Origin of the sequence: Zoogloea sp., from assembly GCF_041911615.1 — a bacterium.
Classification (GTDB): domain Bacteria; phylum Pseudomonadota; class Gammaproteobacteria; order Burkholderiales; family Rhodocyclaceae; genus Zoogloea.
Window position 1 is genome coordinate 14,246 of sequence record NZ_JAYROR010000001.1, and the last position, 14,695, is coordinate 28,940.

Below are 14,695 nucleotides of genomic sequence, written 5' to 3' on the forward strand. Positions count from 1 at the left end.
GACGGTTGCTTACCCCTGAAATCCGTCTGGGGTTGGGGCTACGGCGCCTGAATAAGAGTTATGCAACAATTTCTTGTCCGCACCAGAAAACGGTAAGCCAAGTTTGATAGCCAGTCGGTAGGCCCAAGTCGTACGATAACGGCTATCCTCCTTGCCATCCCGCTTTGGCAATATTTTCGGTAATCGACGGCACACGCAAACTTCGCGCAGGGCACTGTCAGCACAAGAATCCCAATGCCCACCGTTGTCGACCATGGTATCCAGGACTGTCTTCACGTGCATATCAATATCGGAGAAGGGCGCCGGTTCCAAAAACGAAAGTACCATTGTAGAGAGCGCCCATTCTCCACCCCGATCCACATCGACCAACACCACCGGTGGCTTGCCTGTAACATTGATGAGGGTAACCAAACAGCAACGCGGGCGACGACCGATCGTTGAGAATGCGCGGCCCGGCTTCAGCCGGCACAAAGACATGGATATCTCTGTGTCGCTTATTAAACCCGCCATCATTTCGATGGTCTCCGCCAATGCTTGGAGATCGCCTGCAAGATCCCACGGGCAGGACTCCAGCGTACGGAATTCGAGGGGAGGAATGCGCGCGCCTCGGCTTTCTCGGCTGACCCCGCCTTTAAATAGAGGTCTGTTCGTCACTGCCCCCCCAGTTACCACGTTGTCTTCGGTCGGAGATTTGCCGTTGACGCTATGTCGCGATCTCCCCGTCTCGCGCCAAATTTTCTTTATTGGCACTTTGATCGTGAATTCTCGAGACTTTGTCCCTACCTCAATGGCCAGCTGACCTGCCGCCACCCGAGTACCCTCTTCAGCCGTTGAAATTTCCACGTCAGACTCCTGTTGACACACTTTTGGCTTTCTGGCCCCACCTTCGGGAGTAATTGGAACTGTGTCACTAGGTCTCCGAAAACTGGGGTGGCCATAGCGTAATCGCAAGCATGGAGACGAGCGCCCGGTGAGATGGATGATCTCTAGCACCAGCCAATCTGCACCCTGCCTGACCCCACGAAACGCCAGTTTTGACTCAGGAACGTCCGGCAAATCCAAACTAACATACTGCTGCCCAGCGGATTTCGTATAAACGCTATCCCATGTCCGACGACCTTCGGGGTGAATCGCAAGCCAAGCGAATTCCAAAGCAAAGCTCTTGGAAAGTGACCGCCTAGGCATGTCGGAGGTAAATCTGAGCGTCAGTTCTTCGTAGATACCAAGGGGCTCGAATTGGTATAAAGTCATCAGCTGCCCCGGAACCATAACCGCGTTGGCCAACGTCTTGTTATGCAACAGTAGGTAACGTACTAGCTCCATCGTCGGAACGAAGATCCTCTCACCGTCGATCTCGTATCGAATAACCCTCTGCACTCCACCCTGATGCCCAAAGAACGGATATAAGCCAGTAGGAATGTCGGCGGAAGTCACTTCCACCCCATTTGCCAAGTTAGAAATTAATACAGGATGAATTACTCCATTCGACTGCGTATCCAACAACAATCCATCTTCAAAGCGCAGTCCTAGAGAAATAAATGGAAATAGTCCAATGGGCAATGGCCACATTCTCACCCGTCCGGATCGCAAACCACGGGTGACCACCCTCAAGAGCCAACTTCCATCCGCGCCCTGCTCCAAACCAACAAGCCAATGAATTTCAAGCGGCTCGTCCACTTCGCGGAAGGCACTGACTGTCAGATGCCTCATAACAGAGGCGCTCCTGGCAAAACGGCGAGCTCAAGGGCTGCCTCGACCTCCATCGTCACTTGCCGCGACAAACCAGCTTTGCGCTGTATCCGCCACACAGCTAAGGATTGACCGGCATTTGCAAGCTCATGGGCAGCCCAAGCAACGCGGCGGCTCTGGAAGCTCGCGGTCGTATCTCGTAAGCGACTGAGCAAGGCCGCTGTGTTGGGAAGACGACGAAGATGGCTCGAAAGCCAAGTAGGATCTGCAGTCCTACGGCAAATTTCCGCCAAAGTTACTTTGCGAGGAGGGAGTTCGTGACGGATTTTTTCGGCCAGATCTGTGACACGCTGCATCCATTCAAGGTCAAGACTCGCCCAAGGGCTGACGACTCGAACTCGGCGGGAGACTTTTGCCGCGGGCTGATTTGTCACCAGCCATTCTTTGTCATGGCGATACAGCCACATGAACAGCGCCGGCTCTAACTCGGACAAAGCTTTGCGACCCAAATTGGGGTGGTTCTGCTGCAGATCCAGCCACGCCTTGCGGTACCCTCCCGAATCACAGACCACGGGAATCGATACATTTGCCGGGGCCCAAATCGCATTCAGATTCAGTTTTGCGGCACGTAGCCGGACCGTACGAGGGTCCACATGCAGCCGCCGTGCCGCCTGACGAATACCGATTCGATCATCAACTAATTGTCGAATCAGCCGATCGAACTCGGCCCCAAAACGCAAAGGGCGGGGACGGCTTAGGGTGCCAGACGAATTATCAACATTACGAGCATAGGCGTAACCACAAGCGCATTCGAACACGCCCACGATGCGGCCACGATTGCGGTGGGTAACCACCCGCTCGACTAGAAGTTCGCCCTGATGACCGCTCAACGGGTTGAGACAGGGCCAGGGGCCAACTCCAAAGGGTTCGTCACTCGCCAAACCCTTTAAGAATTCCTGCAGTAATATGTTCAGCAAGGGATGTAGTGCCCGGCTAGGCCGCTGTGTGAGCACGACAAGCCAACTCATGTCAGCCAACCCAACATCGGCGAGTAACGGCTGCAAAGCCACACCAAAATGGTCCCGAAACCTCTCTTCCAGCTCATTCTGTTTAACCCTGCCGGAGGATGACGAAAGACCAGCCCTGATCAAGCCGCTCCGATACCAAGCTGCCCATTTCTCACGATTTCGCGCTTGCGGCATGAACTCCAGCGCTTGCCGGCAAGCTCGTGCTACCGAAAGCAAGGTCTCATCGTTCTCCAAGGACGTCGGTGTGACCTCCCTGCCACAGTCACAATTCGCGCTGGTTGCCGCAATGAAGGCATGACGATTTCCAAGTGCAGAAGGGATAGCACTCGACCTCAAGATGACGCCGTGATCCGGGCACAGCAGCACCCCCGGCAACTGATGCGTCCGTCGCCAATAAGGCTCACCATGCGTGCGCTCCATCTCAAGGACGCATTCTGGGCAGAATCGCAATTGCCTGACACGAGACGCTGCCGGGGCAAGGCCCAGAAGCAGATGTAGCCCAGCAAGGGAGCCACCAATCAAAGCACGCAGCACCCGTTTCCGGACATCCGCCGGCTGAAATGCCAGATAGTACGGAAACAGCGTGTAGTCCACAGCCAGTCGCTCGGGACTCATTCCCCATCTAGGAGGTAGATGTGTGGATAAGAGACCAAGACTCCCCTGTAGATCCAGCCTTGCGATCACCCCGCGGCAACCAAATAGATCATCCAGCGTCTGCTTGGGGCTGCTCGAACCAACATGTCGATGGTATCTTGCCAGAAGACTGTAGAGCAACTCGTCGCGATAGGGCTCAGGGAAATAGACAAGCATGCAGAGCAATCCTCACGCAGCTTCAGGCAGAGCCCCGACGGCACCCGATGCCTTCAGGGCATCGTATGCCGTCAGACCTTGCGGCTTGCCTTCGCTGACAATTCTCCTCAAATCACCAAGAGGCCACTCGGCCTGCTCCGCCTTCTGAATCTTCTTTGTTCGCCTTGGCTTAGGTGTTTCTACCGGGGCCTTCAGCTTTCCACCGATGACTGCGACTAGCTGTAGCGCATCCAACGTGGGATCTGCCGCTAGGGCGTCGCGGAGCATCACTTCGACAACGTCAGGTGCCAAACCCAATGCGCCCATTGCCGCACGAACCGATCCAAGTACGTCGCTAGTCCCTTGCGCACCGTTTTGCACATCTGTTGCCGGCAAGGCTGGAGGAGCCTCCTTACTAAGGTCATTATTCGTGACCGCATCGCCAAAAATTTGAATCACATGCTCTCGGAAAGGCAACAGATCATCAAATGCGCTAAGCGCTGCGGTGTCGTTCCTCCTACACGCATCGATCATGGGTTCGATCAGCTTAAAGTCATCCTTAACGACTTGCCGAAGCAGTGAAGGGGTCAAGGTCTCAGAGAGATTACGGACCTTCCGCAATCTGATAGCCTTCATCTGCGACAACATGAATAACTTGACGACCACATCAATGATCCCTTGGGACGCAACGTAGAGCTCGTCGCGTAAGTCCTGATCTAGCGGCGTAAATTCACGCGTCCACTGATACCTCCATAACCGGTCGACGAAATGCTGCCATGTCTCATTGTTCGGCATCCGCTCCCAGATCATGGAGCCGATTCCGCTTGCCCGCCTCGCCTGTCGAAACTTTCCCTGAAGCAGGCTGACGGCATTATTTGTTCCAATAGCGATCACTGGCACACTAATAGTGTTGACCAAGGTAACGAGAAAATTCAGGATGTCCTCAGCATCCATTCCATGCGTGCGCAGCAGATGCTGAATCTCGTCGACAACCAGAACCCCCAGAGCATGGATGCTTGCGAGGTGCGCCATGCGCTGCATGGCCAGGCCGACAGTGCGAGTGGAAGATCCGTATTTGTCCAGATAGTTCGTGCCCAGCACACGATCAAGTTCGGCGAAGAAATTTATGCACAACTGAATGGGACCACCCTTTTGAGGGCACTCCACCTTCAGCCAAGTTAGTTGGTGCAAACTGAAAGGTTTATCGTGGTAAATAACTTGCGGATACTGGGCTAGCGTGCGCTCAATGGCTGTCGACTTACCGATCCCTGAGTCTCCAAGTAACGCAAAACTGGCAGCACTATTGGGCACAGCGAATCGCCGCGTTGCTAGGTTACCTGTCTCCATGCGCGCAACGCTGTTTTGCAAGTGGCGCTGGTAGTCTCCCTGCGCAGGATTCCGACCGATGTACCCTTGCCGCAGAAGCATGCCAAATCGACTGGCGAGGGTCAGGTGCTGCTCAAGGGGATCAAAATATCGGAACAACCGCATGATGCAATGCGGCCGCACATGATCGGGAAACTGCCGCTCCTTGGGGTCGAAGAGTGGCTGCAACAGCAATCGATCGTAGGTTTCCTTCGTCGACCACAACGGCGGCAGTGCCGTGATGAATGGATTGTCCTGATACTCCGGCAATACAGCTAGCTGCGCGTCACTATTGGTCATCGTCTAGGCTCCCCAATATCTCGGTAATGCTAGGTTCAGAATAGTCGGACTTCGGCCACAGAGGAATAACATCCGCAACCTTCGGCGGCGGCGTGCGATCACCTAGACGGAATACCTCAGTCTGCCGATTCGCCAACTTTTCTTCCGCCCGGTTGGAACGGATATCTTTCGTTCTGGCACGGTCACTGGCCGTCGCTAAAGGCTGCGTAGCAATTGCTTCGCTGACGGTGCTTTCAATCTTCGCGGCAAGATCAGCCTGCTTGAATTGCTGATTTGGGGCACGGTCGGCGGCTTGATCCTTCTCGAAGAATCGCCTCTGCCCGATCTCCCAGGATGACATGCCTCGGTCTACCCGACTCCGCTCCGTCATGGCACACACAATAAACCCTTGCTCTGAGTCCGGGGCATGAAGATAGATATCGTCTAGGCAGCGCGGATCATAACTGATTAACACACGCCAACGCCCACGTTGCCTGGCTTGGTCAAACCAACGCTGCTCGACCGCCTCGGCGCAAGTGTAGAAGCATCCGTCGAAATAAATCCCGTGGCCAGTGACGCTCGCAGAACCTACCGGAAGCAAACTAAAACGGACGCGATCTTCAGGATAAGAGCGCAATTGGCCGCTTTTTTGAGCAACACCCCAGTTCCATAACTCGATGGGGACGGCCGGGACATCATCGGCCGCCATGCCAGGTCCCTTATCATAGCCTTTGATCTCATGATGATTGTTGTAATGAAGAACGCAGTCGATGACGATGCGCGTAAACTGGTGGAGATCCAATACGGCATCAAGACGGTAGTCCTTCCCGCCCCGCTCTCGGAAATCGCATTGGATATAGCCGGGGACATAAGGCTTGAATTTGGCCGGCAAAAGGCGGAACCGTTGCTCGACGATTCCTTTCCAATCTGCACGATAGGGAGCGGTGTTTTCGATACTGACACGGTAGTTATTCGCCAACGTCTCAATGTAACGCCCCTCAATCTCCCCACGGTCACCCAACAGCGCGGCTGGCAGGTGATGGCAGGGCCAATCCTCCAGTTCGATCTCCCGCCCAAACTGCCGACAATAGTTGACCTTGTCTGCAGCAGTGTTAGCCAATGCCATCATCGCGCCCACCCAAGAGGGGCCTTCCAGCCCGACATAGATTCCAACGATCATCCGGCTGAAGACATCGATGACGATGTAAAGGACAGGGCGCCCGATGATACGGTCCCGCTTCAGGCGGGATACTAGATATACATCGGCTAAGGTTGCGTCGATCTGATATCTGGCTCCCGGCCCCCATGTCTCCACTGCAGAGGTGGAAAGCAGACCGCGCATATCTTTATCGTAGGACCTGGGCCCAACCCGGCGCCGCTTGACGTCCATGATGTCCTGATCTCTCCCAAACCAATAGCGAAATTGGGTATCCGTAGGCAAACCATCTTGAGCGTAGGCGTCTTGGGGGACGTGAATGACATCGTTTGACTCGGGATCGATTCGCTTTTCACAGAAAAACGTCCGAATCATTTCGTCATACGCACCCTTCAGCGTAAACTTACTGCCGACTTGCGCGTAGTACCTGTCAACGGCAACCCGGAAAACCCTTCGGATATCGGGCGTGACATTGATGCCCTTCTGACCACCATAGAGGCGCGGCCGTCCGCGCTTCTTACCAGTGCTGTGGCGCTCCTTGCCCCGCCCTCCGGAATTCGCGTAGTCAGGCAGCAAGGCGTTCGGCGTTTGGCCCCGCTGCCAATAACGACGAAGATAGCGGTATACCGTGTTGAGTGTGATCTTGTGCTCGGCTATCGCGGCCTTTAAGATTTTACCTCGCTCATCCCTTTTGTATATTTCAGGTTCTTTATCAACAAGATTCTTGATAATGGACCAAGCGTCGTCCCGAATGGTCTTGTGGCTCGGAGGGATGGAAGCTTCGATCGCGAGCACGAGATAAGGATCGGGATTCAACAGACGTGCCCGCTTCTCTCGCACATCCTCGATTAGCCCGTCCAGCCGCACGATGATGGGTAGCGCCTTTTCCTCACACACGTCGATGATCGCTGCACCTGCGCTGTCGGGACTAAACCAGAGGACTCTAACGGTACGCCCTTCGCCCTCTTCGTAGTGCAACAAATCGTTCCTGAGCAGCATTTCACGCCCTCCGCCTTACTTCGCCACCGCCTTTGCGCGTTAGCGCCTGGGCAAGGACCGCCGAGGTATCGAACGGACGATCCATGTCGATCAGCAGTATCTTGGTTGCGATCAAGTGACGGATCACGGTAAGCCCCTCCCCAGAACCAAACCCCTGGGTGCTCTCCAGCCAACGGAGAAACTGTTTGATCGTCATCTCGGCACATGTCTCCATGCAGCCAAGCAGAGCGCGGCACCGATCCTGCCAGAACCCCGGGTAAGGTACCTCTAGCCCTTCAAGGGTATGCATCTCATGAACCCAGCGGATATTGCCAACACGATCTTTGTTCATGTCCCGCTCGGTAACGATGATCCAATCAGCTTCACCTTGCCAATACCGGCGGTCGATTTCCAACTTCTCGATCGTCCGAGCATCGTCGAGGTCATCACTTTTCTTAACCGGGATAGCCAGCGTTCTCCGTCCTTGAGCGGTCTGGATATCGACCAAGAAGTCAGTGGTCATCACGATGTCCACTTTGGTCTTAACGTCAGACGGATGGGCAACCCCCATCTCGGATGCGATCTGCCGCGTTTTCTCGCGATCGAGGGGAAATTGCTCCCGAATGTCCAGGACGTGATCTTCCCAGTCGAGTAGGTAGAAGAGTGCCGTTTCGATGTCGGAGAGAAGATGGTGCAGCCTGCCAGTTTTCCAGCCTGTGGGCCGTGCTGTTCGGCCCTGTGACGGAACATCCTGGATAGTTAGCCAGGGCTTGTAGCTCCCGCCCGCACCTTGGCCCCGCCCTTCCTTCAGGAATCGCGCAAGCGTGGCTTCATCGAAGCTATAGCGGCGCTTGGCCATGAAAAAGCCCCCAGTAACTAGATGGCTTCATCTTAGTCACTGGGGGCTAAATTACAACTTTATTATTTACATCACATCTTTATTGTCTAGTTCACATCTTTATTATTTTCTAACACGACGATCCCGGCGGGCGGCGCGGCTTACTCCACCGTCACCGACTTGGCGAGGTTGCGCGGCTTGTCCACGTCGGTGCCCTTGACGAGGGCGGCGTGGTAGCTGAGGAGCTGCAGCGGGATGACGTGGAGGATCGGCGACAACATGCCGTAGTGCTCGGGCATGTGCAGGATGTGCACGCCTTCGGATTCCGGAATCTCGGAGTCGGCGTCGGCGAACACGTAGAGCTCGCCGCCACGGGCGCGGACTTCCTGCAGGTTGCTCTTGAGCTTTTCGATCAGCTCGTCGGCCGGGGCCACGGCGATGACCGGCATCTCCTTGTCCACCAGGGCCAGCGGGCCGTGCTTCAGTTCGCCGGCGGCGTAGCTTTCGGCGTGGATGTAGGAGATTTCCTTGAGCTTGAGCGCGCCTTCCATGGCGATCGGCCAGTGGCTGCCACGGCCCAGGAACAGGGCGTGGTGCTTGCCGGCGAAGCGCTGGGCCCACTTCTCGATCTCGGGTTCGAGTTCCAGCACCTTGGCCACGGCCACCGGCAGGTGACGCAGCTGGGTGAGGAAGCCGGCTTCCTGCTCGGCGGAGAGGCGGCCGTTGATCTTGGCCAGCGCCAGGGCCAGCAGGGCCAGGGCGGCGAGCTGGGTGGTGAAGGCCTTGGTGGAGGCCACGCCGATCTCGGGGCCGGCGCGGGTGATGAGGCGCAAGGCGGATTCGCGGACGATGGCGGATTCGGGCACGTTGCAGATCGCCAGGGTCTTGGTCATGCCCAGGCTCTTGGCGTGCTTGAGGGCGGCCAGGGTGTCGGCGGTCTCGCCGGACTGGGAGATGACGACCACCAGGGTGTCGGACTCGGGCACCGATTCGCGATAGCGGTATTCGGAGGCGATCTCGACGGTGCAGGGGATCTTGGCGACGGATTCGAGCCAGTAGCGGGCGGTGAAGCCGGAGTGGTAGCTGGTGCCGCAGGCGAGGATCAGCACGCGGCGGGTGGCGCTGAGCACGTCCACGGCCTCGGCGCCGAAAATCTGCGGGCTGATGGCGCCGGCACCGGCGATGGGCTCGAGGGTGTTGGCCAGGGCCTGGGGCTGCTCGAAGATTTCCTTCTGCATGTAGTGGCGGTATTGGCCCAGTTCGACGGCGTCGGCCGACAGGCTGGAGATGTTCACCTTGCGCTCGACCGGGGTGCCGTCGGTGAGGGTGACGCGGAAGCCGTCGAGGGTCAGCTCGGCCACGTCGCCGTCTTCGAGGTACACCACCTTGCGGGTGACCTGCAGCAGCGCGGCGGTGTCGGAGGCGGCGTAGTGGCCGTCTTCGCCGATGCCCAGCAGCAGCGGCGAACCCTTGCGGGCGACGATCACGCGGCCGGTCTCGGCCTCGGCGACCACGCCGATGGCGTAGGCGCCAACCAGCTCGGCAACCGTGGCGCGCACCGCGTCGAAGAGGTCGGGGATGGTCTTGAGCTTGTCGTGCAGCAGGTGGGCGATGGCTTCGGTGTCGGTCTCGGAGGTGAACACGTAGCCCTTGGCCTGGAGCCCGCTGCGCAGTTCTTCGAAGTTCTCGATGATGCCGTTGTGGACCACCGCCAGGCCGCCGGAGATGTGCGGGTGGGCGTTGCGCTCGCAGGGCACGCCGTGGGTGGCCCAGCGGGTGTGGGCGATGCCGATGCTGGCCGACAGCTGGGACTCGTCGGCCTGGGCGGCCAGTTCGGCCACGCGGCCGACCGCGCGCAGACGGGTCAGCTCGGGCGTGCCTTCGGTCTTGAGGACGGCGAGGCCGGCGGAGTCGTAGCCGCGGTATTCAAGCTTGCGCAGCCCTTCGAGCAGCACGGGAACGATGTTGCGACGGGCAATGGCGGTGACGATGCCACACATGAGCGGAAACCTTTCGAAAAGGCCCGACCTTCATGGCCGGGCCGAAAAAATGGGGAGATCAGGCTTTCTTGACTTTGACCGGACGTTTCCAGCCCGGAATGCTGACTTGCTTGGCGCGCGAGACGGTGAGTTCGCCGGCCGGCGCATCCTTCGAGAGCGTGGTGCCGGCACCGAGCGTGGCCCCCTTGCCGACGCGCACCGGCGCGACGAGCTGGGTGTCGGAGCCGATGAACACGTCGTCCTCGATGACGGTGCGGAACTTGTTGGCGCCGTCGTAGTTGCAGGTGATGGTGCCGGCGCCCACATTGACGCGCTGACCGATGTCGGCGTCGCCCACGTAGGCCAGGTGGTTGGCCTTGGAGTGGTTGGCGATCACGCTGTTCTTCACTTCGACGAAATTGCCCAGATGCACGTCTTCGCCCAGCACGGTGCCGGGGCGGGTGCGGGCATACGGGCCGATCACGCAGACCGGGCCCATCGTGGTGTCTTCGATCAGCGAGAACGGGGCGATGCGGGTGCCGGCGCCGATGGTGGCGTTGCGGATCACGCAGTTGGCGCCCACGCGCACGCCGTCGGCGAGTTCGACCTTGCCTTCGAAGACGCAGTTCACGTCGATCTCGACATCGCGCCCGCAGGTGAGCGTGCCGCGCACGTCGAGGCGGGCCGGGTCGATCACGGTGACGCCGGCGTCGGTGAGTCCGCGGGCGATGTTGCGCTGGTGGATGCGCTCGAGCTCGGCGAGTTGGGTCTTGTTGTTGACGCCGAGGGTTTCCTCGAAGGCGTCGGGCTGGGTGGTGACCACTTCGAGGCCTTCGGCCACCGCCATGGCGATGATGTCGGTGAGGTAGTACTCACCCTGGGCGTTATCGTTCTTGAGGTTGGCAAGCCAGCTGCGCAGGCGCGTGACCGGCGCGGCAAGGATGCCGGTGTTCACTTCCTGCACCTGGCGCTGCTCGGGGGTCGCATCCTTCTCTTCGACGATGCAGGTGACCTTGCCGGCTTCGCGGATGATCCGGCCGTAGCCGGTGGGATCGTCCATGTTGACGGTGAGCAGCGCGAGCTGGCGGTCGCTGGCTGCGGCCATCAGGCGCTGCAGGGTGGGCACGCCGATCAGCGGCACGTCGCCGTAGAGGATCAGGGCAATGTCGCCATCCTCGACCAGCGGCATCGCCTGCTGCACCGCATGGCCGGTGCCCTGGGGCGGGTCCTGGCGCGCCCACGCGAGATCGGGTGCATCGAGGGCTTCACGCACCACTTCGCCACCGTGGCCATACACCACCACGATGCGCCGCGCCTCGAGGGCCCGGGCGGTATCGAGCACATGGCCCAGCATCGGCTTGGCAGCAAGCGGCTGCAGGACTTTCGGCAACACCGAACGCATACGCTTGCCCTGGCCGGCAGCGAGAACGATCACTTCCATGGACATCCTTTAAATGCGGTTTGAATTCAGTTCGGGCGGATTCTAGCACGCGCGGTTTTTACGCTATTGCGGCGCAGTTCTCGGTTTAGGCGCCATCGTAGCGCCACCCGCATGTCAACTGATGCAACGCAACAATGATTTGATCTAGTGCTAAAGTTAGTTGGAAGACTTTCCGTAGAATCGTCTTGCTGCATAGCAAAATCAGGATACATCATGACCAATCAAGCTAGCGATTTCATCCAGAACCGTACCTTCGACGAAATCGCCATCGGCGACTCCGCCCAGCTCGTCCGCACCCTGCTTCCCGAAGACATCCACCTCTTCGCGGTGATGTCCGGCGACGTGAATCCGACCCACGTGGACCCGGAGTTCGCGCGCTCCAGCCAGTTCCGCGAGGTGGTCGGCCACTCGATGTGGGGCAGCGTGCTGATCTCGTCGATCCTCGGCACCGAGTTCCCCGGCCCCGGCACCGTCTATGTCGGCCAGACCCTCAAGTTCTGGCGCCCGATCACCATCGGCGACACCCTCACCGTCACCATCACCTGCGTCCAGCGCTTCGAGCACAACCACCATCTGCTGCTCGAATGCCTGTGCGTCAATCAGGACGGCCTGAAGGTGATCGACGGCACCGCCGAGGTCATGGCGCCCACCGAAAAGATCAAACGCCCGCGCATGGCGCTGCCCGAGATCACCATCTCCGACCGCCAGCAGCGCTACCTGCACGTGCTCGAGATGACCAAGGGCATGGAGCCGATTCCCATCGCCGTCGCGCACCCCTGCGACACCGAGTCGCTGCGCGGCCCGATCCAGGCCCGCGATGCCGGTCTGGTGATCCCGGTACTGGTCGGCCCCGCCAACAAGATCCGCGAGGTGGCCGAGCGCGAAGGCATCGACCTGCACGGCGTGCGCATCGTCGACGTGCCCCACAGCCATGCCGCCGCAGAAACCGCCGTGCGCCTCGCCCGCACCGGCGAGGTCGAGGCGCTGATGAAGGGCTCGCTGCACACCGACGAGCTGATGAGCGAAGTCGTGGCCAAGGAAACCGGCCTGCGCACCTCGCGCCGCATTTCCCACGTCTTCATGGCCGACGTGCCCACCTACCCGCACCCGCTGCTCATCACCGACGCCGCGATCAACATCGAGCCGACCCTCGCCGACAAGGTTCACATCATCCAGAACGCCATCGAACTGGCGATCATGATGGGCGTACCCGAGCCCAAGGTGGCGATCCTGTCCGCCGTCGAGACGGTGAACGAGAAGATCCGCTCCACCCTCGATGCCGCCGCCCTGTGCAAGATGGCCGATCGCGGCCAGATCAAGGGCGGCCTGCTCGACGGCCCGCTGGCCTTCGACAACGCCGTGTCGCTGGTGGCCGCCAAGACCAAGGGCATCCGCTCCGCCGTCGCCGGCCAGGCCGACATCCTGATCGTGCCCGATCTCGAATCGGGCAACATGGTCGCCAAGCAGCTCGAATACCTCGCCGACGCCCTGATGGCCGGCGTGGTGCTCGGCACCCGCGTGCCCATCGTGCTGACCAGCCGAGCCGATACCGCCGAAACCCGTACCGCCTCCTGCGCCATCGCGCAGCTGATGGCCCACAAACGCCGCCAGGGAGTCCGCCTGTGAAAGCCGTCCTCATCCTCAATGCGGGCTCGTCGAGCCTGAAGTTCGCCCTTTTCCCGATGACCCCGAAGCTGGCCGACATGCCACGCCTGTCGGGCCAGGTCGAAGGCATCGGCGCCGAGCCGCTGATGGCCGCCAAGGACACCAACACCGGCGAGCGCTTCACCGAAGCCCTGGTGGTGCCCGCCGGCACCGACCAGAACGGCCAGCATCGGGTCGCGCTGGAGTTCATTTTCGACTGGATCAACCGGCACAGCCCGGGCGTCGAGATTGTCGCCGCCGGCCACCGCATCGTGCATGGCGGCGACCACTACGGCGCGCCGGTCGTGCTCACCCCCGAGGTCGTCGCCGAACTCGAAACCCTGATTCCCCTGGCCCCGCTGCACCAGCCGCACAACCTGCGCGCGATCAAGTCGCTGTTCACGCTGATGCCGGACGTCAAGCAGGTGGGCTGTTTCGACACCGCCTTCCACCGCACCCGCCTGCCCGTCGCCGAGCGCTTTCCGCTGCCCCGCGCACTCTTCAACGAGGGCGTGAAGCGATACGGCTTCCATGGCCTGTCTTACGAATACGTATCGCGCCAGCTCCCCGACCTCCTCGGCGAGGAAAAGGCCCGCGGCGCCATCGTCATCGCCCACCTGGGCAACGGCGCCAGCATGTGCGCGCTGCGCGACGGCCTGTCCCGCGACACGAGCATGGGTTTCACCGCGGTCGATGGCCTGATGATGGGCACGCGCACCGGCACCCTCGACCCGGGCGTAATCCTGCACCTGATCGAACAGAAGGGCATGGACGCCAAGGCGTTGTCCAACCTGATCTACAAGCAGTCCGGCCTGCTCGGCGTGTCCGGCCTCAGCCAGGACATGCGCGCCCTGCTCGACTCCGACGAAGACGCCGCGAAGGAAGCCATCGAGCTGTTCTGCTACCGCGCCGCCTGCATGATCGGCCAGCTGTCGATGGCCGCCGGCGGCCTCGAGGCGCTGGTCTTCACCGGCGGCATCGGCGAGCACGCGGCGCCGGTACGCGCCCGTATCGCCGAGTGGCTTGAATGGACCGGTCTCCACCTCTACCCCGCCGCCAACCAACGCCACGCCACCCGCATCCATACCAAAGACAGCAAGGTGGAAGTCCTGGTGGTACCCACCAACGAGGAATGGATGATCGGCCACCACGCGGTGAACCTGCTCGGGCTGGGCTGAGCCTCTTCGGCCAGTGCCGATCTGGGTAAAGGGCAAGGCTGCGGCCTTGCCCTTTTCATTTCATCAGGATCGACCGGCAGCCGTCTCCGTCGAGATCAGTGTTGCGCCGCAACTGGTGCGGTGCCCCTCGAAAGCCACCGGCACACCATCCAGCAGGACGTTCGGATCGCCTTCGGCGATCACGCAATTCGAGTGCCCCCGCTGCGGGCAGGCGCAAGCATCGCCCCGGCGAGCCACCGCCCGGCCCATCACCGCTCCCGGCCCGCTCGCCCCAACCACCTTGCCACCGTGGCTGGTCGGGTCGCCCTGTCGGATCACACCTTTCATCGCA

Annotated in this window: 10 protein-coding genes; 2 read left to right on the forward strand and 8 right to left on the reverse strand. The window is 59.9% G+C overall.

Going from position 1 to position 14,695, the window contains the following annotated elements; translation table 11 throughout:
• Positions 1 to 9: 9 nt before the first annotated feature.
• The 7 genes from ACE3P2_RS00065 to glmU all read right to left on the reverse strand — a co-directional run bounded on the left by ACE3P2_RS00065 (position 10) and on the right by glmU (position 11,542).
• A complete protein-coding gene (locus ACE3P2_RS00065) occupies positions 10 to 1,710 on the reverse strand; it encodes a hypothetical protein (RefSeq protein WP_374243948.1) in 1,701 nt (566 codons plus the stop codon).
• Positions 1,707 to 3,527, reverse strand: coding sequence for a TnsD family Tn7-like transposition protein (locus ACE3P2_RS00070; protein ID WP_374259445.1), 1,821 nt, complete (start codon positions 3,525 to 3,527; stop codon positions 1,707 to 1,709). The genes ACE3P2_RS00065 and ACE3P2_RS00070 overlap by 4 nt, the downstream gene beginning before the upstream one ends.
• A 12-nt stretch (positions 3,528 to 3,539) precedes the next feature.
• The gene (locus ACE3P2_RS00075; RefSeq protein WP_374243950.1) at positions 3,540 to 5,171 is read right to left on the reverse strand and encodes an ATP-binding protein; all 1,632 of its coding nucleotides are present in this window, start codon (positions 5,169 to 5,171) and stop codon (positions 3,540 to 3,542) included.
• The gene (locus ACE3P2_RS00080) at positions 5,161 to 7,305 is read right to left on the reverse strand and encodes a Mu transposase C-terminal domain-containing protein (RefSeq protein ID WP_374243951.1); all 2,145 of its coding nucleotides are present in this window, start codon (positions 7,303 to 7,305) and stop codon (positions 5,161 to 5,163) included. Before ACE3P2_RS00080 ends, ACE3P2_RS00075 begins: the two co-directional genes overlap by 11 nt.
• 1 nt (position 7,306) lies before the next feature.
• Positions 7,307 to 8,143, reverse strand: a complete 837-nt coding sequence (locus ACE3P2_RS00085) for a TnsA endonuclease N-terminal domain-containing protein (RefSeq protein WP_374243952.1) — start codon at positions 8,141 to 8,143, stop codon at positions 7,307 to 7,309.
• Positions 8,144 to 8,283: 140 nt separating this feature from the next.
• Positions 8,284 to 10,122, reverse strand: coding sequence for a glutamine--fructose-6-phosphate transaminase (isomerizing) (gene glmS / locus ACE3P2_RS00090; protein ID WP_374259447.1), 1,839 nt, complete (start codon positions 10,120 to 10,122; stop codon positions 8,284 to 8,286).
• Between the two features lie 58 nt (positions 10,123 to 10,180).
• Positions 10,181 to 11,542 (reverse strand): bifunctional UDP-N-acetylglucosamine diphosphorylase/glucosamine-1-phosphate N-acetyltransferase GlmU, encoded by a 1,362-nt coding sequence (glmU, locus tag ACE3P2_RS00095; protein WP_374259449.1) that lies wholly within the window; start codon positions 11,540 to 11,542, stop codon positions 10,181 to 10,183.
• A 213-nt stretch (positions 11,543 to 11,755) separates the two neighbouring features.
• On the opposite strand from glmU, the gene ACE3P2_RS00100 reads away from it, so the two are divergent.
• Both ACE3P2_RS00100 and ACE3P2_RS00105 read left to right on the forward strand, forming a co-directional pair.
• Entirely contained in the window at positions 11,756 to 13,168 is a 1,413-nt protein-coding gene (locus tag ACE3P2_RS00100) for a bifunctional enoyl-CoA hydratase/phosphate acetyltransferase (RefSeq protein ID WP_374259451.1), read from the forward strand.
• Positions 13,165 to 14,364, forward strand: a complete 1,200-nt coding sequence (locus ACE3P2_RS00105) for an acetate/propionate family kinase (RefSeq protein WP_374259453.1) — start codon at positions 13,165 to 13,167, stop codon at positions 14,362 to 14,364. Before ACE3P2_RS00100 ends, ACE3P2_RS00105 begins: the two co-directional genes overlap by 4 nt.
• A gap of 63 nt (positions 14,365 to 14,427) precedes the next feature.
• Here the strand turns inward: ACE3P2_RS00105 and ACE3P2_RS00110 are convergent, their stop codons facing one another.
• Positions 14,428 to 14,691, reverse strand: coding sequence for a PAAR domain-containing protein (locus tag ACE3P2_RS00110; protein WP_374259455.1), 264 nt, complete (start codon positions 14,689 to 14,691; stop codon positions 14,428 to 14,430).
• Positions 14,692 to 14,695: the final 4 nt, after the last annotated feature.

Coding starts and splice junctions, on each gene's coding strand:
- ACE3P2_RS00100 (WP_374259451.1), top strand. CDS start 11,756: ATGACCAATCAAGCTAGCGATTTCATCCAGAACCGTACCTTCGACGAA.
- ACE3P2_RS00065 (WP_374243948.1), bottom strand. CDS start 1,710: ATGAGGCATCTGACAGTCAGTGCCTTCCGCGAAGTGGACGAGCCGCTT.
- glmS (WP_374259447.1), bottom strand. CDS start 10,122: ATGTGTGGCATCGTCACCGCCATTGCCCGTCGCAACATCGTTCCCGTG.
- ACE3P2_RS00070 (WP_374259445.1), bottom strand. CDS start 3,527: ATGCTTGTCTATTTCCCTGAGCCCTATCGCGACGAGTTGCTCTACAGT.
- ACE3P2_RS00110 (WP_374259455.1), bottom strand. CDS start 14,691: ATGAAAGGTGTGATCCGACAGGGCGACCCGACCAGCCACGGTGGCAAG.
- ACE3P2_RS00085 (WP_374243952.1), bottom strand. CDS start 8,143: ATGGCCAAGCGCCGCTATAGCTTCGATGAAGCCACGCTTGCGCGATTC.
- ACE3P2_RS00075 (WP_374243950.1), bottom strand. CDS start 5,171: ATGACCAATAGTGACGCGCAGCTAGCTGTATTGCCGGAGTATCAGGAC.
- glmU (WP_374259449.1), bottom strand. CDS start 11,542: ATGGAAGTGATCGTTCTCGCTGCCGGCCAGGGCAAGCGTATGCGTTCG.
- ACE3P2_RS00080 (WP_374243951.1), bottom strand. CDS start 7,305: ATGCTGCTCAGGAACGATTTGTTGCACTACGAAGAGGGCGAAGGGCGT.